Genomic DNA, 20634 nt, shown 5'->3' on the forward strand with positions numbered 1-20634 from the left:
CCTGGCAATACTGCTAGGCCACCCCGGGCGCGTTCAACAACCAGAAACTACTGCGTGATCAGTGCACGTCCTTCCAGTATTCACGCTTGAGCAAGTAGGCGAATACGAAGAAGAAAGCCAGATACAGCAACACATAGGTGCCGATGCGCTGGCTTTCCAGTTTGACTGGGTTGGCCGAATAGGCCAGGAAGGTCACAAGGTTCTTGACCTTCTCGTCGAACTGCTCGGCCGTCAGGGTACCGGAATTCGGCGTAATGGTCAGCTGATCGCAAGCTTCATGGGTCAACGGGCTGCCGGTCAACGGGTCGAATTGCTTCTTGCCATCGACCACCGTCTGCACCTGCTTGCAACCCACCACCTGGTTACCTTGCAGACCCACCAGCACGTTAGGCATGCCAACGTTCGGGAATACCTTGTTGTTCACCCCATAAGGGCGGGATGGGTCCTCATAGAAACTGCGCAGGTAGGTGTAAAGCCAATCGGTACCGCGCACGCGGGCGACCAGTGTCAGGTCGGGCGGCGCAGCACCGAACCAGGTCTTGGCGTCGCTGGGCTTCATACCGATCTGCATGTGGTCACCGATCTTGGCACCTGTGAACACCAGCTTCTCGAGCATCAGTTCATGCGGGATACCCAGGTCGTCAGCCACCCGCTCGTAGCGCTGGAACTTGGCACTGTGGCAACCCATGCAATAGTTGGCGAAGGTACGCGCGCCGTCCTGCATGGCGGCCTTGTCAGTCAGGTCGATATCGACCTTGTCCAGCTCCAGGCCATGTTCGGCAGCGAAGGAAAAGGCGGGCATCACTGCCAGCAAAAATACTGCAATCAACTTTTTCATCAGCCAGTCACCCTTTCCGGAACCGGTTTGGTCTTCTCGAGCCTTGTATAGAACGGCATCAGCAGGAAGTAGGCGAAGTACAACACCGTGCATACCTGCGACAGCAAAGTACGCCCAGGTGTCGGTGCCAGTACGCCCAGCACGCCGAGGATGACGAAGGACACGCAGAACACCAGCAGGAAGACCTTGCTGATCCAGCCCTTGTAACGCATGGAACGCACCGGACTGCGGTCGAGCCAAGGCAGTACGAACAGCACGGCGATGGCCGCTCCCATGGCAATGACGCCCATCAGTTTGTCAGGCACCGCACGCAGGATTGCGTAGAACGGTGTGAAGTACCACACCGGCGCGATGTGCTCTGGGGTCTTGAACGCGTTGGCCTGCTCGAAGTTAGGTTTCTCCAGGAAGTAACCGCCCATTTCAGGGAAGAAGAACACCACGGCGCAGAACACGAACAGGAACACCACCACGCCGACAATGTCTTTAACGGTGTAGTACGGGTGGAACGGAATACCATCCAGCGGAATACCGTTTTCGTCCTTTTTCTTCTTGATGTCGACGCCATCAGGGTTGTTCGAACCCACTTCGTGCAAGGCGAGGATGTGCAATACCACCAGGCCGAGAATCACGATTGGCAGGGCAACCACATGCAGGGCGAAGAAGCGGTTCAGGGTGATGCCCGAGATCAGGTAGTCACCACGAATCCACTGGGTAAGGTCATCACCGATCACCGGGATGGCACCGAACAGCGAGATGATCACCTGGGCGCCCCAGTACGACATCTGCCCCCATGGCAGCAGGTAGCCCATGAACGCTTCAGCCATCAGCGCCAGATAGATCAGCATGCCGAACAGCCAGACCAGCTCGCGTGGCTTCTGGTAGGAGCCATAGAGCAGGCCGCGGAACATGTGCAGGTAGACCACGATGAAGAACGCTGACGCCCCCGTGGAGTGCAGGTAGCGCAGGATCCAGCCGTATTCCACGTCACGCATGATGTACTCGACCGAGGCGAACGCCTCTTCCGCCGAGGGCGTGAAGCTCATGGTCAGCCACACGCCGGTCACGATCTGGTTGACCAGCACCAGCAATGCCAGGGAGCCGAAGAAGTACAGGAAGTTGAAGTTCTTGGGTGCGTAATACTTGCTGAGGTGGTCTTCCCACATCTTGGTGGCGGGGAAGCGAGCATCAATCCAGTCCATGAACTTGCTCATCATGCGTTCTCCTGGTCGACGCCAATGACGATGATCTCGTCCGACTCATAAGAGTGCGGTGGCACGGGCAGGTTGAGAGGCGCCGGCTGGGACTTGTAGACACGACCAGCCAGGTCATAGTGAGAGCCGTGGCACGGGCAGAAGTAACCACCTACCCATTTCGGCCCAAGGTCGGCGGGCGCCACTTCTGGCCGGAAGGTGGGCGAGCAGCCCAGGTGCGTGCACAGGCCGACGAGAATGAGAATTTCCGGCTTGATCGAGCGAACCTCAGGGTCGACGTACGCTGGCTGTACCGAGGCCTTGGACTCGGGGTCGGACAGGTCACCCGTGATTTTTTTCAGATTGCCAAGGATTTCCTCCGTTCGCCGCACGATGAATACGGGCTGGCCACGCCACTCGGCCACCATCTGCTGCCCTGCCTCGACCTTGGCGATGTTGACCTTCACCGGTGCACCCGCGGCTTTCGCCTTGGCACTGGGAAACCATGACCCCACGAACGGTACCGCAGCCCCCACTGCCCCCGCCGCCCCGACCACGGATGTCGCGGCTACGAGGAAGCGGCGCCGGCCTGCGTTGACGCCGTCATTGCTCATTCAGTCCTCTCCCATCAGCTTGCTTGGCCAGTTGGACCTGGCCTGTACTTAGGTTGTGTCAATGGCACTAAAAATTGGCCGTCATGGTAAGAAACAAATCCACACACTGACAAGGTGATTACCCCGGCAAGGGCGACAACCCACGCTTTGCTTGATCTACGTCTATGCGACAAGCGGCCACTGACTGCTGACAGGTTAGTTCAAGGCTAAAAAAAAAGCCCGGTTCCAAGGAACCGGGCTTTTTTCGACTGCCGAAGCGGTATTAACGCTTGGAGTACTGAGGACGCTTACGCGCTTTACGCAGACCCACTTTCTTACGCTCAACTTCACGAGCGTCGCGGGTGACGTAGCCAGCACGACGCAGAGCGCCACGCAGGGTTTCGTCGTATTCCATCAGAGCGCGGGTGATACCGTGACGGATCGCACCGGCCTGACCGCTGACACCACCACCGGAAACGGTGACGTAGATGTCGAATTTCTCAACGGATTCAGTCAGCTCGAGCGGCTGGCGAACAACCATGCGAGCGGTTTCGCGACCGAAGAACACGTCCAGAGAACGGTTGTTGATGGAAATGTTACCAGTACCCGGACGCAGGAATACGCGAGCGGTTGCGGTCTTGCGACGGCCAGTGCCGTAATTTTGAGTCGCCGACATAATGAACTATCCCGTTAGATCTTCAGTTCTTGAGGCTGCTGAGCAGTGTGTGGGTGAGCAGCACCCGCGTACACTTTCAGCTTGCGGTACATGTCGCGACCCAGCGGGTTCTTAGGCAGCATGCCTTTGACCGCAGTTTCGATAACACGCTCAGGGGCCTTGGCGATCAACTTCTCGAAGTTGATTTCCTTGATACCGCCTGGGAAACCGGAGTGGGAGTAGTACATTTTGTCGGAAGACTTGGCACCAGTCACACGAACCTGCTCGGCGTTGATAACGACGATGTAGTCGCCGGTGTCAACGTGAGGGGTGTATTCTGGTTTGTGTTTGCCACGCAGACGGGTAGCGATTTCGGTAGCCAGACGACCCAGGGTCTGGCCAGCGGCGTCGACTACGAACCACTCGCGCTTTACTGTTTCCGGTTTAGCAGTAAAAGTTTTCATTCTCTAAAGCCTCAGAGGCCGCCCAGCGAAAAATAGACGGCGAATCTTACTGGATAGTGCACAGCTTGCCAAGGGCAAGCGCGCAGCCGAACACAGACGCTTTTGGGGGCTCGGGTCGGGCACGCCAATGTTCGACGGGGTTCTTCCTGCGTGATGGTGCATCACTTCCGCCACGCGGAGAGGGGCTGAATTATCCAGATTGCGCGAAAAATTTCAACCTGCTTTGATTGGCTTCTATCGCCAAGGAGTGAATAACCGATGGAATACCGCCAGCTCGGCCGTACCGACCTCAACGTCAGCGCCCTGTGCCTGGGCACCATGACCTGGGGCGAGCAGAACATCCAGGCCGAGGCCTACGAACAGATTGCCCGGGCCAAGGCTGCCGGGGTCAACTTCATCGACACCGCCGAGATGTACCCGGTCCCTCCCCGCCCGGAGACCTACGCGGCCACCGAGCGCATCATCGGCAACTGGTTCCGTGACCATGGCGACCGCGACGCGTGGATCCTGGCCAGCAAGGTGGCAGGCCCGGGCAACGGCATCAGCCATATCCGTGACGGGCAGCTCAAGCACAACCGTCAGCACATCGTCGCGGCGCTGGAAGAAAGCCTCAAGCGCCTGCAAACCGACCGCATCGACCTGTACCAGTTGCACTGGCCAGAGCGCAGCACCAACTTCTTCGGCAAGCTGGGCTACCAGCACCTGCCGCAGGATCACTTCACCCCACTGGAAGAAACCCTCGAAGTGCTCGACGAGCAGGTGCGTGCGGGCAAGATCCGCCACATCGGCCTGTCCAACGAAACGCCGTGGGGCACCATGAAGTTCCTGCAGCTGGCCGAGAGCCGGGGCTGGCCACGGGCGGTATCGATCCAGAACCCGTACAACCTGCTCAACCGCAGCTTCGAGGTGGGCCTGGCAGAAGTGGCCATACGCGAGCAATGTGGCCTGCTGGCCTATTCGCCGCTGGCCTTTGGCATGCTCTCGGGCAAGTACGAGAACGGCGCACGGCCAGACAATGCACGCCTGACCCTGTTCAGCCGCTTTGCCCGTTACTCCAACCCACAGACCGTGGCGGCCTGTAGCCGCTACGTGCAGTTGGCCCGCGAGCACGGCCTGGACCCGGCGCAAATGGCCCTGGCGTTCGTCACCCGACAGCCGTTCGTGACCAGCAACATCATAGGCGCCACCAGCCTGCAGCAACTGGACAGCAACCTGGCCAGCCTTGAACTGAACCTGAGCGCCGATCTGCTGACAGCGATCGAAGCCATTCATCAGGAGCAGCCCAACCCGGCGCCTTGAGCCAAACACTGCGCCCCGCTTCGCGCCGCTGTTACATGGGGTAGACACAATCGCCAAAAAATAAGACGATCCAGCCGGTGATTGACCACTCTACCCTATAAGAACAATGACAATGATGTTTACCCAACCCTCAGCGTCGCTGCGGCGCGTCAGCATCCTGGCCATTGACAAGGTGTTCGCTTCGACCTTGATGCAGGCCAAGGACTTCTTCCACCTCGCCAGCCTGCGCTATAGCAAGCAGCTGGGCCTGGGCTTGCAGCCCATGTTCGACATCCGCCTGGTGAGCCCCGACAGCCAGCCCGTGGACAGCTTCAGCAATGTGCAGTTACCGGTTGACGGCGGCCTGGACGACGCCGATGTGATCATCCTCCCGGCCTACTGGGATGATTTCGACAACTTGCTGCAGCGTTACCCACAGGTGCTGCCGTGGCTGCGTGAACAGCACGCGCGTGGCGCGGTGCTGTGCGCCGAGGCCAGTGGTGTGTTCTGGCTGGCCGAATCCGGCCTGCTCGATGGCAAGGAAGCGACCACCTACTGGCGCTTCTTCAACAGCTTTGCCGAACGCTTCCCGCAGATCCGCCTGAACCAGGACAAGCACCTGACCGATGCCGACAATATCTACTGCGCCGGCGGTGCAACTTCAGCCTGCGACCTGTACATCTACCTGATCGAACGCTTCTGCGGTGCCAACGTCGCCCGTGCGGTGTCCCGCGATATCCTTTACGAAGTGCAACGCAACTACACCCCGGGGCGCATGGGCTTTGGCGGGCAGAAGCTGCACCAGGACCTGATCATCCTGCAGATCCAGCACTGGCTGGAGGAGCACTTCGCCGACAAGTTCCGCTTCGAGGATGTGGCCCGCAACCACGGCATGAGCATCCGCAACTTCATGCGCCGCTTCCAGGGCGCAACAGGTGACAAGCCGTTGCATTACCTGCAACGGTTACGCATCGAGACAGCCAAGGGGTTGTTGTCGAGCACGCGCAAGAGCATCAAGACCATCAGTTACGAGGTGGGCTATGACGATGCCAGTTTCTTTGCGCGGCTGTTCCGCCAGCATACCGAGTTGTCGCCGAACCAGTATCGGCAGCAGTTCATGCAGGAAGCCTGAAAAGGCTTCCAGAGCGGCAGGTTTCGAGCTTCAAGCGACTACAAAAACCAGAGCGGATCGCGCATTGCCCTGAATTTTCCTTGCCGCCTGAAGCTTGCCGCTGGCGTCAGGGCTTGTGCGCGCGCGCCAGGAATTCGTGCGACTGCATCTCCAGCAACCGGCTCAGGGTACGCTGGAACTCGAAGCTCAGACGCCCACCGGTATACAGGTCCTTCAACTCCACCTCGGCCGAGATGATCAGCTTGACGTTGCGATCGTAGAACTCGTCCACCATGTTGATGAAGCGGCGGGCGATGTCGTCGGTGGTGACGCCCATCTGCTCCACGTTGCTCAGCAATACGGCGTGGAAGATCTTGCCCAGCTCAATGTAGTCGTTCTGGCTGCGCGGCCCGTCGCACAGGGCGCGGAAGTCGAACCAGGCGACGTCGTCGCAAGTACGCAGGGCATTGATCGGGCGATTCTCGATCATCAGCACGTCGTTCTCGATCGACTGGGTGCACTCAGGGGTGAGCGCCTTGAAGCTGGCGCGCATGCTCTGGTGCGCCGCGTCATCGAGAGGGAAGTGGAACAGTTCGGCCTGCTCCAGGTGACGCAGGCGGTAGTCGACCCCGCTATCGACGTTCACCACGTCGGTGTACTGCTTGATCATGGCGATGGCCGGCAGGAAGCGCGCACGCTGCAGGCCGTCCTTGTACAGGCCGTCCGGCACGATGTTGGAGGTGGCCACCAGCGACACGCCATTCTTGAACAGCTCTTCCATCAAGGTGCCGAGGATCATGGCGTCGGTAATGTCCGACACGAAGAATTCGTCGAAGCAGATCACCTTGGCCTCTTCGCTGAAGCGCTTGGCAATGATGGTAAGCGGGTTCTTCTCGCCCTTGAGGGTTTTCATCTCCTCGTGCACACGCTTCATGAAGCGGTGGAAGTGCGTACGCATCTTCTGCTTGAACGGCAGCGCTTCGTAGAAGGTATCAACCAGGTAGGTCTTGCCTCGCCCCACCCCACCCCAGAAGTACAGGCCCTTGACCGGAGTCTGCTCCTTCTTGCCGAACAGCTTGCCGAACATGCCCGGCTTGTTGTTCTGCGCGTGCACCAGGTCGTCGTACAGGCGCTGGAGGTGACGCACCGCAGTTTCCTGCGCCGCGTCATGGAAGAAGTCGGGACGTTTCAGATCTGCTTGATAGCGTTCTAAGGGAGTCATGATTCGTTAGCGAGGCAACAAAAAACGGGCCGTCACTGTAGCGATAGGCCCGCTTAATGGCAATCAGTCTGTGGGAGCGGGCGTGCCCGCGAACACCGGCAAAGCCGGTGCCATGCACCGCGGCGCCTGTTTCGCGGGCACGCCCGCTCCCACCGTTTGGCAGCCTCAGTCCTGCTGTGGTGCCAAGGCTTCGTTCAGGCTCTGAATGGCCGCATCACGGGCTTCAGCGTTGTCGAACTGCGGCCCGTCGGCAACCTGCTCGCCATTGAGCCACAGGCCGAAGCTCAGGCCTTCGATGCGGACATCGGCCTCGCCACCTTGCTGCAGCTGCTTGCTCACGGCGCCAGCACTCTTGCCGTCGGCGAAGCTGCGCGACAACAGCAGTTGCTCGCCATCAGCGGCCAGCAGGCGGAAGCGGAAGCTGCCGTCTTCATCACGGAAGCTGACAAAACGCGCGCTCTTGGTGGCTTTTTTCTTCACTTCGGCGGTGGCCTGCACGCTGCTGCGGAATGAACGCAGGCCAACGGCCTCGCGCAGCTGCTCGAGGAACGGCGTGGCGATCTTGCGGGCCTTGGCGGCGCCAGCCAGCAGGATGTCTTCCAGGTCCGCCGGCCGGGCGATCAACTGATGATAGTACTCGCGCTTCTCGGCCAGCTGGCCGTCCAGCAGCTGGAACAGGCGCTGCTTGGCATCGCCCCAGCCCAGGCCCTGCAGCAGCTCTTCGCGGAAACCGGCGCACTGCTCAGGCGTCGAGAAGGCCTGGTACAGGGTGAACAGGTGCGCGTTGTCCGGGTCTTTCGCCTCACCGGGCGCGCGCGAATCGGTGACGATGCGCGAGATGGCGTCTTTCATGTCCTTGGCGCTGGTGAACAACGGGATGGTGTTGTCATAGCTCTTGGACATCTTGCGCCCGTCCAGGCCCGGCAGGGTCGCCACGCTTTCTTCGATCACAGCCTCCGGCAAGGCGAAGAAGTCCTTGCCTTGACCGAACAGATGGTTGAAGCGCTGACCGATATCGCGGGCCATTTCCACGTGCTGGATCTGGTCACGACCGACCGGCACCTTGTTGGCGTTGAACATCAGGATATCGGCGGCCATCAGCACCGGGTAGCTGAACAGGCCCATCGTCACGCCGGCGTCCGGGTCTTCGCCGTTCTCGACGTTCTTGTCCACCGAGGCCTTGTAGGCATGCGCGCGGTTCAGCAGGCCTTTGGCGGCAACGCAGGTCAGCAGCCAGGTCAGCTCGGGGATTTCCGGGATGTCGGACTGGCGATAGAAGGTCACCTTGTCCGGGTCCAGGCCACCGGCCAGCCAGGTGGCGGCGATTTCCAGGCGCGAGCGCTGGATGCGCAGCGGGTCGTCGCACTTGATCAGGGCGTGGTAGTCGGCCAGGAAGTAGAACGAATCGACACCGGGCTGCTGGCTGGCACGGATCGCCGGGCGGATGGCGCCGGCGTAGTTGCCCAGGTGCGGAGTGCCAGTGGTGGTGATACCGGTAAGAATGCGCGTGGTCATGGGTGTTCGCTTATTCAGGCTTGGCTCAGTTCGAAAGGCGCGGCAGCAGCAGATCCTTCAGATCGGTCAGCTTGCCATGGAAGAAGTGTCCGCATTCTGCCACTTTCAGCAGCTCATGGGGACGCGACAGGCTGTCGGACCATTCGTAAACCAGCTGCGGCGCGACGACTTCATCGGCGTCCGGCTGCACCACGGTGAGCGGGCAGCGCTGCGGCATCGGGAATTCGGCGGTCAGGCGCATGACCGCCGGGGCGATCATGAACAGGTGCTGCAACTCGACGCCTGCAGTTTCAAGGCGCCCGGCCAGGCTGGTGGCAACGAAACCACCGAACGAAAAGCCCATCAGCACCAGCGGTAGCCCGGGGTGCCTGGCACGCAGCCATGCTGCAGCGGCCTCGGCATCGGCCACTTCGCCAGCGCCCATGTCGTGGCTGCCGGCGCTCTGGCCGACGCCACGGTAGTTGAAACGCAGGGTCACATAACCGGCATCACGTGCGGTGCGCTGCAGGGTCGAGACCACCTTGTTGAGCATGGTGCCGCCCTGGACCGGGTTGGGGTGGCAGATCAGCACCGCGCCACGGGCATTGGCCACGTCCAGGTACAAGGCTTCCAGCTGGCCGCTGGGGCCATCGATGAACAAGGGGGTTTCGCGGACAAGCAAGGCACTACTCCGTGACCTCGGGAAGGGTCGATTCGTCTAGGTGTGAAATTCTGTTCTGATTTGCGATCGCTCGCGGTATACAGCGCAGGTCTGAGCCGTTAACGTAAAGCAAAGCCGTTTATAGAGGAAGGACTCGTGGAACTCTCGCTCCTTGTTTGGTTGTTGCCAACCCTGGCCCTGGTCATCGGTGTGGCAGTCGGTTTCATTGTTGCCCGCCTGCTGCCCAATGCGGCCCCGAGCAACACCCAGCGTCAACTGGATGACATCCAGAAGCGCTTCGACAGCTACCAGAACGAAGTGGTCACCCATTTCAACAGCACCGCCATGCTGGTCAAGAAACTGACCCAGAGCTATCAGGACGTACAGGATCACCTGGCTGAAGGCGCCAACAGCCTGGCCCTCGATGACGTCACCCGCCAACGCCTGCTGGCTGCGCTGCACTCCGATGCACCGCAAGGCCCGCGTGACCGCCTGACCCCACCTAAAGACACCGCCGAAGTGCCGCGCGACTATGCACCGAAAGCGCCTAACTCGCCGGGCATGCTCGACGAAAGCTACGGGCTCAAGCGTTGATCTGAATGTGACAAAGGCCTCGCAAGAGGCCTTTTTTGTGGGCTGGATTCAATGGCCTCTTCGCGGGCAACCTAACAGCAGGCCTGCAATGCCTGTTCGACATCTGCCAGCAGGTCCTCCACATCCTCCAGCCCCACCGACAGACGCACCAACCCCTCCGATATCCCGTGATGCGCCCGCTCCTGCGGCGTATAGCTGGAATGCGTCATGCTCGCCGGATGCTGCGCCAGCGATTCTGCATCCCCCAGGCTCACCGCCCGGGCAAAGAGCTGCAGTGCATTCATGAAGCGCCGCCCCGCCTCAATGCCACCCTTGAGCTCAAAGGCAATCATCCCGCCAGGCAAACGCATCTGTCGCTGGGCCAACGCGTACTGGGCAAAAGACGGTAGCCCCGGGTAATGAATCAATTCCACCTGCGGCTGCCGGACGAGAAACTCCGCCACCTGCTGGGCATTGGCACAATGCCGGTCCATGCGCAAGGCAAGCGTCTTGATCCCGCGCATCAGCAGCGCCGCGTCATGGGGCGACAGCACTGCCCCGGTCATATCCTTCAGCCCTTCCAGGCGAATGCGATCGACCAACACCTTGCGCCCCACCACCAACCCGGCAGTGATATCACCATGCCCACTGAGGTACTTGGTTGCCGAGTGCACCACCAGGTCCGCCCCCAGCTCCAGTGGCCGCTGCAGGTACGGCGTACAGTAGGTGTTATCGACCACCACATGCACATCATGCCCCCGCACGGCCTCCACAACCGCCGCGATATCCACAAGTTGCATGTTGGGGTTGGCCGGTGTTTCGAAGTAGATCATCCGTGTTTTGCTGCTGATCGCCGCTTTCAGGGCCTTGGCATCGTTGAGATCGACATGGCGAACTTTCACCCCGAACTCACCAATACCGTGGTGCAGAAAAGCGAAGGTACAGCCATACAGGGTGCGCCCGACAATCAGCTCATCCCCAGGCCTGAGCAGGGTCCAGAGGGTTGAGGTAATTGCGCCCATCCCCGATGCCAACGCCAACCCCGCTTCACCGCCCTCCAGCGAAGCCATGCGCTGCTCCAGCAAGGCCAGCGTGGGGTTGGAAATGCGGCTGTAGAAATGCCCAGGCTCCTCCCCGGCGAAGCAGGCAGCACCGTACTCGACAGTGGGGAAGGCATAGGTAGCCGTCTGGTACACCGGTGGCACCAGGGCGCCACCATGGGAAAGCGGGTCATAGCCATGATGAATGGCCCGCGTGGAAAAACCGGTGTTGTGGTGGGAGTCGCGCATGGCAACAGCCTCTTGTGGTTTGCTATAAGCTTATGCCACCGAGCTGCCCGATTTTTTCCAAAATAGCCTACGCATACACGTGCTTGCTGGAACAAAAACAATAATCAACGGACCAGGAGGGCAAAAAATGCCTTCAAGCCTCGACCGCACCGACCGCGCCCTGCTCGCCGCCTTGCAGGACAATGCCCGTCTCACCGTTGCCGAACTCGCCGACCAGGTGGCACTGACTACCTCGCCCTGCTGGCGACGGGTCAAGTTATTGGAGGAAAACGGCTACATCACCGGCTACCAGGCCATCCTCTCGCCCAAGTCGCTGGGGTTTGGTGTGACCGCGTTCGTCAGCATCATGATGGACTCGCACACCAAGGACATGGCGCTGGCGTTTGAACAGCGCCTGATGGAAATCCCCGAGATCGTCGCCTGCCACAACATCTCCGGCCGCTATGACTTTCTGCTGGAGATCCTGGCACGGGACCTGGAGTCGTTTGGCGAATTTACCCGGGAAGTGCTGCAGCGGTTGCCGGGGGTGAAGGAGATCTATTCGAGTTTTTCGTACAAAGCGGTGAAGGAAAGACGGGTGATACCGGTGTCGGAGAAACATATCTGAGACGGATCTTTCCGAGCAACACGAAGCTTCCTACTGATTGACAGGCTGCAGCTGACATACCGCAAATTCGATATACGTAAACCTAGCCCATGTAGTGATCAGGAGAACCTACATGGCACGGGACAATACGTATTATCTCGATGAGGCGCTATACATCAGTGCGCAAGCACCTACAGGTATTGAACTGAGTTTTATCGGTGGCGGTGGGCCGGGCTCAGGTGGCTGGGGGCTAAGCGATGGTTATCCACGCGGCACCAGCCCAACCAAAAATGATATTGCTCGGGTTATTTCCACGCGTAGGGTGCTGACAGAAGAATTTCAAATCATCGAAAAGGACTATTCAGATAAGTATGCTCATGAAACAAACCAGCTTCCTGAAACTATAAATGCACTAAAAGCCCAGATCAAAGCCGAGGCGAGCAGTACAAACGGCGCGGCATCACCATTCGTAACAGAGCAACAAATCCTGTCGTCGCGCATCAGCCAGATTCGTGATGGTTATCTGCAGATTTTACCCGACGCCAACAACTACTTTGGCGTACCCGCATTCTACAAGCGGGGCGACTCAATGATGAGCCGGTTTCTAGACCCGGGTTTCTTCGCAGCAACAACAGGCCAGGAATTAGGCGTGGAATGGGCCACAAGGCTGCAGAAGTCTTGGGAGGGTACGTACCGTTTACACCTGGAAGCTCAGAAGCACCAAGCATTAGCTGACGAACTTCGAGCACTGGCAAGCCAGGTAGATCAGGAAGAACTCAGCCAGCAACCGCTGGATTTGTTGCAGGTGATTGCGCGTAGAACAGCGCAGATCCACACAGAGCGACAAATACATTTCGATTGTTTACCCAACGTCCTTCAGCATGAGCTGGGTCAAACCGTCATTGACGACACGCTCACGCTTGTCCAAACCTTCAGTACCTACCTGGCAACTGCTGCCGCCTTGGTGCAGGCCAAGCAGTCGCAAATTCCCCCCTATCAAGATCAAAACCCGCGCATCAACAGCCCCCTGTCGAAACCACAACTTGAAGGGCTTTTGCACCTTGTAGATGAGCAACGGTTGCGCCGGGCTGGCCCACGCTGGCAGGAATACCACCTGGCACTGGCGCTAACCGAATCGATCAGATTCCTGGGGGTATATGCAGGTGCCACGCAGAACCTGATGCAGCGCGCGGCTGAAGTGGAAAACCTCCAGGCTCAACTCGCTGCACAGGAAGAAGCTGCACGCCAGCAGGCCGAAGCCGAACGCTTGGCTGCTGAAGCCGAGCGCCAAAGGCAAGAGGCTTTGCGGCGTAGTGTCTCCTATATCAATGAAGCGCGGCTAGCGGTATCCACACCTGCCGTAATCCCAATTGGGGCTACCACTTTTGCCGTAGCCGAAGCGGCTTACTCTGCCTTGGCTGAATCGATCGCAGCGGCACTTACCCGGCTTGTTGCTACGACTGTCCCTTCGGTCGCAGTAGGCACCCTTGCGATGGCCTGGCCATCAACGCTGGGCAACAGTGAACGCCAGTACCTCATCAGCACCCCACTCGACAGCCTTAGCCCTGCCGGTGGGCCCGACCTTGCTGCCTTGGCGGCATCCTCGACCAGCATCGACCTGCCCTACCTTCTGGCGGGGGTTGAGAACGAAAACGAACTGGATCTCTACGTGGTGCCGAGTGGCAAGCCGGTGGCGGTACGCGCAGCAACGTTCGACAGCGAGCGGCAGGTCTACAGCCTGGCGCTGGATAATCCGCAACGGATTCTGACCTGGACACCCGCCAGCGCGCCGGGTGGCGATGAGGGAAACTCCACCAGCCTACCGCTAGTCCCGCCTGGTACCGTCGTGTACACCGGCAGCAGCCTGAACCCTGTCGTCACCGAGCAGGAGGGTTACCCCGCGCTTGATCTGCTGGACCAGGAACGGCTGATCATCACCTTCCCCATGGACTCCGGATTACCGCCTATTCTGGTGGTGTTCAAGAGCCCGCGATACGAGGCAGGAACATCGACCGGACATGGTGCACAGGTGTCAGATACATGGCGAAAGGAGGCAGCCAGCCTTGAGGGTGCTCCGATTCCTGCTCAAATTGCAGAACTTCTTAAAAGTAGGGAATTCAGAAATTTTGACGCATTCCGGCGACAGTTCTGGAAAGCGGTGGCTAATGATCCTGAGCTTTCAAAGCAATTTGATGAAATGAGCCTGAGTCGGATGAGAAAAAACGGCTACTCACCGATAGTCGATTTCCCAGACAGCCACCTGAGCCAAAAGACCTTTATACTTCATCATGTAATCCCGATCAGTGAAGGGGGCGGCGTTTATGACATGGATAACATTCGTATTGTCACACCGCTATCGCACAACAGCATTCACTACGGAACAAAACCATGAGTGAAAAAACCAAACTTTCTGACTATACCGAAAACGAATTCTTGGCACTCATAATTGAAATCCACAGAGCCAACTTGGAAGAACCCGATCATGTACTGGGAGGACTTCTTGATCATTTTTCAAAAATCACTGAACACCCCTCAGGCTACGATCTTTTGTACAGACCAAACCCAAAGGAAAATGGTAAACCTGAAAAAGTACTAGAAATAGTCAAGCAATGGCGGCTAGCCAACGGTAAAGACGGTTTCAAGCCCAGCTAACACGAGCAAGGCCCTGAACTCTGAGGGCCTTTTCACCCGAACTGAGCAATAGAAAAAACCCCGCCGAAGCGGGGTTTTCCTTGCAGGCTAGCGCTTAGATCGCGCCACGCTGACGCAGCACGTCCAGCACCTGTTTCACGCCTTCGTCCACGCTGGTGGCCTGGGTGTCGATCACAAGATCAGCATCCAGCGGCACATCGAACGGGAAGCTTTCACCCGGGATGTTGTCGCCACCGGCAGCGTACAGGCCTTGCGGGTCACGCTCGCGGCAAACCAGCGGCGAGGCCTGGACGTAAACGGTCACCAGGCGTTCCTTGCCGATCAGCGCCTTGGCCTGTTCGCGGCCTTCGGCATCCGGGGCCACGAACGCAGCCAGGGTCAGCATGCCGGCTTCGTTGAACTGGCGCGCCACATGGGCGGCGCGGCGCCAGTTCTCGGTACGGCCAGCGCGGTCCTGTGGCAGGCCCTTGTTCAGGTCGTGACGCAGGTTCTGGCCATCGAGCACGTACACCGCACGGCCCATGTCGAACAGCTTGCGCTCAACGGCATAGGCCAAAGTGCTCTTGCCAGCACCCGACAGGCCGCTGAACAGCACGGTGGCTGGCTGCTGGCCGAAGCGCAGGGCGCGCTCTTCGGTGGACACGTGGGCCTGCTTGCCATGATGGCCGGTGCTGCCGTGTGGCAACACTGGCGGGGCGATGATCATGCCGGCGCCAACGGTGCCGTTGGTCAGGCGGTCGATGACGATGAACGCACCGGTGGTGCGGTTGCTGTCGTAACCGTCGAGGGCGATCGAGGTGTCCAGGGCTACCTTGACGCGGCCGATCTCGTTCAGCTGCAGCGCACTGGCAGCGCCCTGCTCCAGGGTGTTCACATCGACCTTGTGGGTGATGCTGGCAATCGAACCTGGCACGTAGCTGGTGGCACGCTTGATGTCGTATTTCTTGCCCGGGAGCATCGGCTCCTCGGCCATCCACACCAGCATGGCGTCGAACTGGTCGGTGACCGGCGGGACGTTGTCGGCATGTACCAGCAGGTCGCCACGGGAGATGTCGATCTCGTCTTCCATGGTCAGGGTCACGGCCTGGCCTGGGCCAGCGTTTTCCAGTTCACCTTCGTAGGTGACGATGGACTTGACCCGGCTGCTCTTGCCCGACGGCAGCACGACAATCTCGTCACCTTTGTGCACCACGCCACTGGCGATGGTGCCCGCGAAGCCGCGGAAGTTCAGGTTGGGACGGTTGACGTACTGCACCGGGAAACGCAGGTCGGTGAAGTTGCGGTCAGCCGAAACCTCGACGGTTTCGAGGATTTCCATCAGCGTCGGGCCGGCGTACCACGGCGATTGCTCGCTGTGGTTGACCACGTTGTCACCCTTGAGCGCCGACATCGGCACGAAGTGCAGGCTGCTCGGGGTCAGGTTGATGGCTTCGGCGAACTTCAGGTAGTCGGCCTTGATCGACTCGAAGACGCCTTCATCGAAGCCCTTCAGGTCCATCTTGTTGACCGCGACCACGATGTGCTTGATACCCAGCAACGACGCGATGTAGCTGTGGCGACGGGTCTGGGTCTGCACGCCGTAGCGGGCATCGACCAGGATGATCGCCAGGTCGCAGGTGGACGCACCGGTGGCCATGTTGCGGGTGTACTGCTCATGGCCCGGGGTGTCGGCGATGATGAACTTGCGCTTGGCGGTGGAGAAGTAGCGGTAGGCGACATCGATGGTGATGCCCTGCTCGCGCTCGGCCTGCAGGCCATCTACCAGCAGCGCCAGGTCGACTTCTTCGCCGGTGGTGCCGACTTTCTTCGAATCGCGGGTGATGGCCTCGAGGTGGTCCTCGTAGATCATCTTCGAGTCGTGCAGCAGGCGCCCGATCAGGGTGCTCTTGCCGTCATCCACGTTGCCGCAGGTGAGAAAACGCAGCAGTTCTTTACGCTCGTGCTGAGCCAGATAAGCGAGGATATCTTCGCTGATCAAATCGGATTGGTGCGACATGGAGTAACCCTGAAAATTAGAAGTAGCCCTGACGTTTTTTGTCTTCCATGGAACCGGCGCCATCGTGGTCGATGACCCGGCCCTGGCGCTCGGAAGTGCGCGTCAGGAGCATTTCCTGAATGATGTCGGTGAGCGTCTCGGCTTCCGACTCGACAGCGCCCGTCAGCGGGTAGCAGCCGAGGGTACGGAAACGCACCTTCTTCTTGACGATGCGGGCTTTTTCTTCCTCGGAGAGGTGCTCGAGGATGCGTTCGTCGTCGATCATGATCAGGGTGCCGTTCTTCTCGATGACTTCACGCTCGGCGGCGAAGTACAGCGGCACGATCGGGATGCCTTCAAGGTAGATGTACTGCCAGATGTCCAGTTCGGTCCAGTTCGACAGCGGGAAGACGCGGATCGACTCGCCCTTGTTGACCTTTCCGTTGTACACGTTCCACAGCTCGGGGCGCTGGTTCTTCGGGTCCCAGCGGTGCTTGCTGTCACGGAACGAATACACACGTTCCTTGGCCCGCGACTTCTCTTCGTCGCGGCGCGCACCACCGAAGGCAGCGTCGAAACCATGCTTGTCCAGCGCCTGCTTCAGGCCTTGGGTCTTCATGATGTCGGTGTGCTTGGAACTGCCATGGGTGAACGGGTTGATACCTTGCGCCACACCCTCGGGGTTGACGTGGGTGATCAGCTCCAGGCCCATTTCCTCGACCATCTTGTCGCGGAAGCTGTACATCTCCTGGAATTTCCACTGGGTGTCGACGTGCATCACCGGGAACGGCAGCTTGCCCGGGAAGAAGGCCTTGCGCGCCAGGTGCAGCATCACGGCGGAGTCCTTGCCGATCGAGTACAGCATCACCGGGTTGTCGAACTCGGCGGCCACCTCGCGGATGATGTGGATGCTCTCCGCCTCCAGCTGTTTCAAGTGCGTCAGTTTGTCGACCATGGCTACTCACGAAAAACGATCTTATGGACGGCCTGCGGGCCGTGTTCGAGCGAGCCACTTTATCACAGCAGCTGCTTCTATTTAGGAGGCTGGCTAGATCGAAAAAGTCTAACGATATGACTGGGGGTTTGGGCTGGCAGGGCCGGCCTCTTCGCGGGTGAACCCGCTCCTATGAGGCCCGCGAAGGGGGGCGACACCGCCTTCAGATGGGATTCGGGCAATCGATGAACAGGTGCTCCACGGCAAACCGTCGTGCCAGGTAATCGCCCAGCGCCTGCACCCCGTAGCGCTCAGTGGCATGGTGCCCGGCAGCAATGAAGCTGACGCCATTCTCGCGCGCACTGTGGTAGGTCTGCTCGGACGCCTCGCCGGTCAGGTACAGGTCGACCCCAGCGGCAATCGCCGTGTCGATATAGCCCTGCCCGCCGCCGGTGCACCAGCCCACCCGGCGGATCATTTCATTGCCTTCGACCAGCAACGGCTCACGCCCCAGCACCTGTTGCACCCGGCGGGCAAAATCGCGCGCGGTCATGGATTCGGCGAGCGAACCAATCAGCCCGACCACTTTGGGGTTTTCCGGGTCTAGCGGCCCTTCGACAGTGATCTTCAGTCGCCGCGCCAGCTGCACATTGTTGCCCACGTCCGGGTGCACGTCCAAGGGCAGGTGGAACGCCAACAGGCTTATATCGTTATTCAGCAAGGTCTTCAGGCGACGCTGGCGAATACCGGTGATGCACGGGTTCTCGCCCTTCCAGAAATAACCGTGGTGCACCAGCACCAGATCGGCCTCGGCCTCGACCGCGGCATCCAGCAATGCCTGGCTGGCGGTAACACCACTGACAATACGGCTGACCTGCGGCCGGCCTTCGACCTGCAGGCCATTTGGGCAATAATCCTGGATCTTCGCGCTGCCCAGGTAACGCTCGGCTTCCTCGACCAGGGTGTTTAGAGCGACGGCCATGAAAATCTCCTCGAAAACTGCGCTTTTCTCGGGCGCAACGCCTGACGAACGCCCGTATAATGCCGGCCATTATGGGCCGTCGCTGTCACTGGGGGAACCGGTGTATGATCGCGCGCGCTCATGCCCCACTGCCAGGCCGCTGGCCCATGCTCTTTCCAGGATTCGTTCATGTTCAAGGCTTTGCGTTACTTCGGCTGGCCCCTGCTTACCGGCATACTGATCGCCATGCTGATCATCCAGCGTTTTCCGCAATGGGTCGGGCTGCCCAGCCAGGACGTCAACCTGCAGCAAGCGCCACAGACTACCCGGATCATGCAAGGCCCGGTGTCGTACGCCGACGCCGTGACCCTGGCCGCCCCGGCGGTGGCCAACCTGTACACCACCAAGGTGGTGAACAAAAGCGCCCACCCGCTGTTCGAAGACCCGCAGTTCCGCCGCTTCTTCGGCGATAACCTGCCCAAACAGCGCCGCTGGGAATCAAGCCTGGGTTCGGCGGTAATCATGAGCCCAGAGGGCTACCTGCTGACCAACAACCATGTCACCAGCGGCGCCGACCAGATCGTCGTAGCCCTGAAGGATGGCCGCGAAACCCTGGCCCGCGTGATCGGCAGCGACCCGGAAACCGACCTGGCGGTGCTGAAGATCGACTTGAAGAACCTCCCGGCGATCACCATCGGCCGTTCCGACACCATTCACATCGGCGACGTGTCGCTGGCCATCGGCAACCCGTTCGGCGTCGGCCAGACTGTGACCATGGGCATCATCAGCGCCACTGGCCGCAACCAGCTGGGGCTGAACAACTACGAAGACTTCATCCAGACCGACGCGGCGATCAACCCGGGCAACTCCGGTGGTGCGCTGGTGGATGCCAATGGCAACCTGATCGGCATCAATACCGCGATCTTCTCCAAGTCGGGTGGCTCGCAGGGCATCGGCTTCGCCATCCCGGTAAAACTCGCACTGGAGGTGATGAAGTCGATCGTCGAACACGGCCAGGTGATCCGTGGCTGGCTGGGTATCGAAGTGCAGCCACTGAGCCAGGAGCTGGCAGAATCGTTCGGCATGAAGGACCGCCCAGGCATCGTGGTGGCGGGTATCTTCCGCGAAGGGCCAGCGGCCAAGGCCGGGTTGCACCTGGGTGACGTGATCCTGAGCATCAATGGCGAGCCGGCCGGCGACGGACGCAAGTCGATGAACCAGGTAGCGCGGATCAAGCCCAACGAGAAGATAACCATCGAGGTGATGCGCAACGGGCAGCAGTTGAAGCTGATCGCCGAGGTGGGGCTGCGGCCGCCACCGGCGCCGGCTGCCAGCCAGGAAGAGAAATAAACCCAGGGCCGCGAAGGGCTGCCGCGCAGCCCAAACAGCATCAATGCAGGATCTGGCTGAGGAACAACTTGGTCCGGTCACTGCGCGGCCGGTCGAAGAAGTCATCCGGCGCGGCCTGCTCCACAATCTCGCCCTTGTCCATGAAGATAACCCGGTTCGCCACGGTACGGGCAAAGCCCATTTCGTGGGTCACGCAGAGCATGGTCATGCCATCCTCGGCCAGGCCCACCATGGTATCGAGCACTTCCTTGACCATTTCCGGGTCCAGTGCCGAGGTCGGCTCGTCGAACAGCATGATCTTGGGCTTCATGCACAACGCGCGGGCAATGGCCACACGCTGCTGCTGGCCGCCAGACAACTGGCCAGGGTACTTGTGTGCCTGCTCCGGAATCCGCACACGCTCCAGGTAGTGCATGGCAATTTCCTCGGCCTTGCGCCGTGGCATCTTGCGCACCCACATCGGCGCCAGGGTGCAGTTCTCCAGGATGCTCAGGTGCGGGAACAGGTTGAAGTGCTGGAACACCATGCCCACCTCGCGGCGGATGGCCTCGATCTGCTTGAGGTCGTTGGTCAGTTCCACGCCATCGACCACGATGCGCCCTTGCTGGTGCTCTTCCAGGCGGTTAAGGCAGCGGATGGTGGTGGACTTGCCCGAGCCGGACGGCCCGCACAGCACGATGCGTTCGCCCTGGCGCACGTTCAGGTTGATGTCCTTGAGCACATGGAACTGGCCGTACCACTTGTTCACACCCTGCATCTGGATGATGCCTTCGGGGCCAGCAGGCTGCTTGATCGCTTCACTCATTTC

The 20634-nt window shown here is 59.8% G+C and carries 20 protein-coding genes; 7 read left to right on the top strand and 13 right to left on the bottom strand.

Going from position 1 to position 20634, the window contains the following annotated elements; all coding sequences use genetic code 11:
- Positions 1–58: 58 nt before the first annotated feature.
- From LU682_RS24790 to rplM, 5 genes are all read right to left on the bottom strand, one after another.
- Entirely contained in the window at positions 59–838 is a 780-nt protein-coding gene (locus LU682_RS24790; protein WP_010952439.1) for a cytochrome c1, read from the bottom strand.
- Complete coding sequence (locus LU682_RS24795) at positions 838–2049, bottom strand: cytochrome b (protein ID WP_010952438.1); 1212 nt, start codon at positions 2047–2049, stop codon at positions 838–840. Before LU682_RS24795 ends, LU682_RS24790 begins: the two co-directional genes overlap by 1 nt.
- Positions 2049–2642, bottom strand: a complete 594-nt coding sequence (petA, locus tag LU682_RS24800) for a ubiquinol-cytochrome c reductase iron-sulfur subunit (protein ID WP_003251823.1) — start codon at positions 2640–2642, stop codon at positions 2049–2051. Before petA ends, LU682_RS24795 begins: the two co-directional genes overlap by 1 nt.
- A gap of 262 nt (positions 2643–2904) precedes the next feature.
- The gene (rpsI, locus tag LU682_RS24805; protein ID WP_003251821.1) at positions 2905–3297 is read right to left on the bottom strand and encodes a 30S ribosomal protein S9; all 393 of its coding nucleotides are present in this window, start codon (positions 3295–3297) and stop codon (positions 2905–2907) included.
- A gap of 14 nt (positions 3298–3311) precedes the next feature.
- Positions 3312–3740 (bottom strand): 50S ribosomal protein L13, encoded by a 429-nt coding sequence (rplM, locus tag LU682_RS24810; RefSeq protein ID WP_003251819.1) that lies wholly within the window; start codon positions 3738–3740, stop codon positions 3312–3314.
- 258 nt (positions 3741–3998) lie between these two features.
- On the opposite strand from rplM, the gene LU682_RS24815 reads away from it, so the two are divergent.
- Entirely contained in the window at positions 3999–5039 is a 1041-nt protein-coding gene (locus LU682_RS24815; protein ID WP_010952437.1) for an NADP(H)-dependent aldo-keto reductase, read from the top strand.
- Positions 5040–5229: 190 nt separating this feature from the next.
- Entirely contained in the window at positions 5230–6150 is a 921-nt protein-coding gene (locus LU682_RS24820; RefSeq protein WP_010952436.1) for a GlxA family transcriptional regulator, read from the top strand.
- Between the two features lie 106 nt (positions 6151–6256).
- Here the strand turns inward: LU682_RS24820 and zapE are convergent, their stop codons facing one another.
- The 3 genes from zapE to LU682_RS24835 form a co-directional block, all read right to left on the bottom strand.
- Positions 6257–7351, bottom strand: a complete 1095-nt coding sequence (zapE, locus tag LU682_RS24825; RefSeq protein ID WP_010952435.1) for a cell division protein ZapE — start codon at positions 7349–7351, stop codon at positions 6257–6259.
- 165 nt (positions 7352–7516) lie between these two features.
- Positions 7517–8866, bottom strand: coding sequence for a tryptophan--tRNA ligase (locus LU682_RS24830; protein WP_010952434.1), 1350 nt, complete (start codon positions 8864–8866; stop codon positions 7517–7519).
- A gap of 25 nt (positions 8867–8891) precedes the next feature.
- The gene (locus tag LU682_RS24835) at positions 8892–9527 is read right to left on the bottom strand and encodes an alpha/beta hydrolase (protein WP_010952433.1); all 636 of its coding nucleotides are present in this window, start codon (positions 9525–9527) and stop codon (positions 8892–8894) included.
- A 135-nt stretch (positions 9528–9662) separates the two neighbouring features.
- Here LU682_RS24835 and LU682_RS24840 point away from each other — a divergent pair, with 135 nt between their 5' ends.
- Positions 9663–10100, top strand: coding sequence for a Z-ring associated ZapG family protein (locus LU682_RS24840; protein WP_010952432.1), 438 nt, complete (start codon positions 9663–9665; stop codon positions 10098–10100).
- 71 nt (positions 10101–10171) lie between these two features.
- Here the strand turns inward: LU682_RS24840 and LU682_RS24845 are convergent, their stop codons facing one another.
- On the bottom strand, positions 10172–11368 hold the full coding sequence (locus LU682_RS24845) for a methionine gamma-lyase (protein WP_010952431.1): 1197 nt from the start codon (positions 11366–11368) through the stop codon (positions 10172–10174).
- Between the two features lie 127 nt (positions 11369–11495).
- On the opposite strand from LU682_RS24845, the gene LU682_RS24850 reads away from it, so the two are divergent.
- The 3 genes from LU682_RS24850 (at position 11496) to LU682_RS24860 (ending at position 14606) form a co-directional block, all read left to right on the top strand.
- Positions 11496–11975, top strand: a complete 480-nt coding sequence (locus LU682_RS24850; RefSeq protein ID WP_003251803.1) for an Lrp/AsnC family transcriptional regulator — start codon at positions 11496–11498, stop codon at positions 11973–11975.
- Between the two features lie 112 nt (positions 11976–12087).
- Entirely contained in the window at positions 12088–14346 is a 2259-nt protein-coding gene (locus tag LU682_RS24855; RefSeq protein ID WP_049587334.1) for a pyocin-S2/colicin E7-DNase domain-containing protein, read from the top strand.
- On the top strand, positions 14343–14606 hold the full coding sequence (locus LU682_RS24860; protein WP_010952429.1) for a bacteriocin immunity protein: 264 nt from the start codon (positions 14343–14345) through the stop codon (positions 14604–14606). The genes LU682_RS24855 and LU682_RS24860 overlap by 4 nt, the downstream gene beginning before the upstream one ends.
- 94 nt (positions 14607–14700) lie before the next feature.
- On the opposite strand, the gene cysN is transcribed toward LU682_RS24860, so the two are convergent.
- The 3 genes from cysN to LU682_RS24875 form a co-directional block, all read right to left on the bottom strand.
- Positions 14701–16602: a sulfate adenylyltransferase subunit CysN gene (cysN, locus tag LU682_RS24865; RefSeq protein ID WP_003251801.1), complete on the bottom strand. Its 1902-nt coding sequence runs from the start codon at positions 16600–16602 to the stop codon at positions 14701–14703.
- Positions 16603–16618: 16 nt separating this feature from the next.
- Positions 16619–17536, bottom strand: coding sequence for a sulfate adenylyltransferase subunit CysD (gene cysD / locus LU682_RS24870; protein WP_003251799.1), 918 nt, complete (start codon positions 17534–17536; stop codon positions 16619–16621).
- Between the two features lie 202 nt (positions 17537–17738).
- Positions 17739–18497 (bottom strand): Nif3-like dinuclear metal center hexameric protein, encoded by a 759-nt coding sequence (locus tag LU682_RS24875; RefSeq protein WP_010952428.1) that lies wholly within the window; start codon positions 18495–18497, stop codon positions 17739–17741.
- A 168-nt stretch (positions 18498–18665) separates the two neighbouring features.
- Here LU682_RS24875 and algW point away from each other — a divergent pair, with 168 nt between their 5' ends.
- Positions 18666–19826: a Do family serine endopeptidase AlgW gene (algW, locus tag LU682_RS24880; protein WP_014592300.1), complete on the top strand. Its 1161-nt coding sequence runs from the start codon at positions 18666–18668 to the stop codon at positions 19824–19826.
- A gap of 40 nt (positions 19827–19866) precedes the next feature.
- On the opposite strand, the gene LU682_RS24885 is transcribed toward algW, so the two are convergent.
- Positions 19867–20631 (bottom strand): amino acid ABC transporter ATP-binding protein, encoded by a 765-nt coding sequence (locus LU682_RS24885; RefSeq protein WP_003251792.1) that lies wholly within the window; start codon positions 20629–20631, stop codon positions 19867–19869.
- Positions 20632–20634: the final 3 nt, after the last annotated feature.

Source organism: Pseudomonas alloputida (assembly GCF_021283545.2).
GTDB lineage: Bacteria > Pseudomonadota > Gammaproteobacteria > Pseudomonadales > Pseudomonadaceae > Aquipseudomonas > Aquipseudomonas alloputida.

Coding starts and splice junctions, on each gene's coding strand:
- LU682_RS24790 (WP_010952439.1), bottom strand. CDS start 838: ATGAAAAAGTTGATTGCAGTATTTTTGCTGGCAGTGATGCCCGCCTTT.
- LU682_RS24795 (WP_010952438.1), bottom strand. CDS start 2,049: ATGAGCAAGTTCATGGACTGGATTGATGCTCGCTTCCCCGCCACCAAG.
- petA (WP_003251823.1), bottom strand. CDS start 2,642: ATGAGCAATGACGGCGTCAACGCAGGCCGGCGCCGCTTCCTCGTAGCC.
- rpsI (WP_003251821.1), bottom strand. CDS start 3,297: ATGTCGGCGACTCAAAATTACGGCACTGGCCGTCGCAAGACCGCAACC.
- rplM (WP_003251819.1), bottom strand. CDS start 3,740: ATGAAAACTTTTACTGCTAAACCGGAAACAGTAAAGCGCGAGTGGTTC.
- LU682_RS24815 (WP_010952437.1), top strand. CDS start 3,999: ATGGAATACCGCCAGCTCGGCCGTACCGACCTCAACGTCAGCGCCCTG.
- LU682_RS24820 (WP_010952436.1), top strand. CDS start 5,230: ATGCAGGCCAAGGACTTCTTCCACCTCGCCAGCCTGCGCTATAGCAAG.
- zapE (WP_010952435.1), bottom strand. CDS start 7,351: ATGACTCCCTTAGAACGCTATCAAGCAGATCTGAAACGTCCCGACTTC.
- LU682_RS24830 (WP_010952434.1), bottom strand. CDS start 8,866: ATGACCACGCGCATTCTTACCGGTATCACCACCACTGGCACTCCGCAC.
- LU682_RS24845 (WP_010952431.1), bottom strand. CDS start 11,368: ATGCGCGACTCCCACCACAACACCGGTTTTTCCACGCGGGCCATTCAT.
- LU682_RS24850 (WP_003251803.1), top strand. CDS start 11,496: ATGCCTTCAAGCCTCGACCGCACCGACCGCGCCCTGCTCGCCGCCTTG.
- LU682_RS24855 (WP_049587334.1), top strand. CDS start 12,088: ATGGCACGGGACAATACGTATTATCTCGATGAGGCGCTATACATCAGT.
- LU682_RS24860 (WP_010952429.1), top strand. CDS start 14,343: ATGAGTGAAAAAACCAAACTTTCTGACTATACCGAAAACGAATTCTTG.
- cysN (WP_003251801.1), bottom strand. CDS start 16,602: ATGTCGCACCAATCCGATTTGATCAGCGAAGATATCCTCGCTTATCTG.
- cysD (WP_003251799.1), bottom strand. CDS start 17,536: ATGGTCGACAAACTGACGCACTTGAAACAGCTGGAGGCGGAGAGCATC.
- LU682_RS24875 (WP_010952428.1), bottom strand. CDS start 18,497: ATGGCCGTCGCTCTAAACACCCTGGTCGAGGAAGCCGAGCGTTACCTG.
- algW (WP_014592300.1), top strand. CDS start 18,666: ATGTTCAAGGCTTTGCGTTACTTCGGCTGGCCCCTGCTTACCGGCATA.
- LU682_RS24885 (WP_003251792.1), bottom strand. CDS start 20,631: ATGAGTGAAGCGATCAAGCAGCCTGCTGGCCCCGAAGGCATCATCCAG.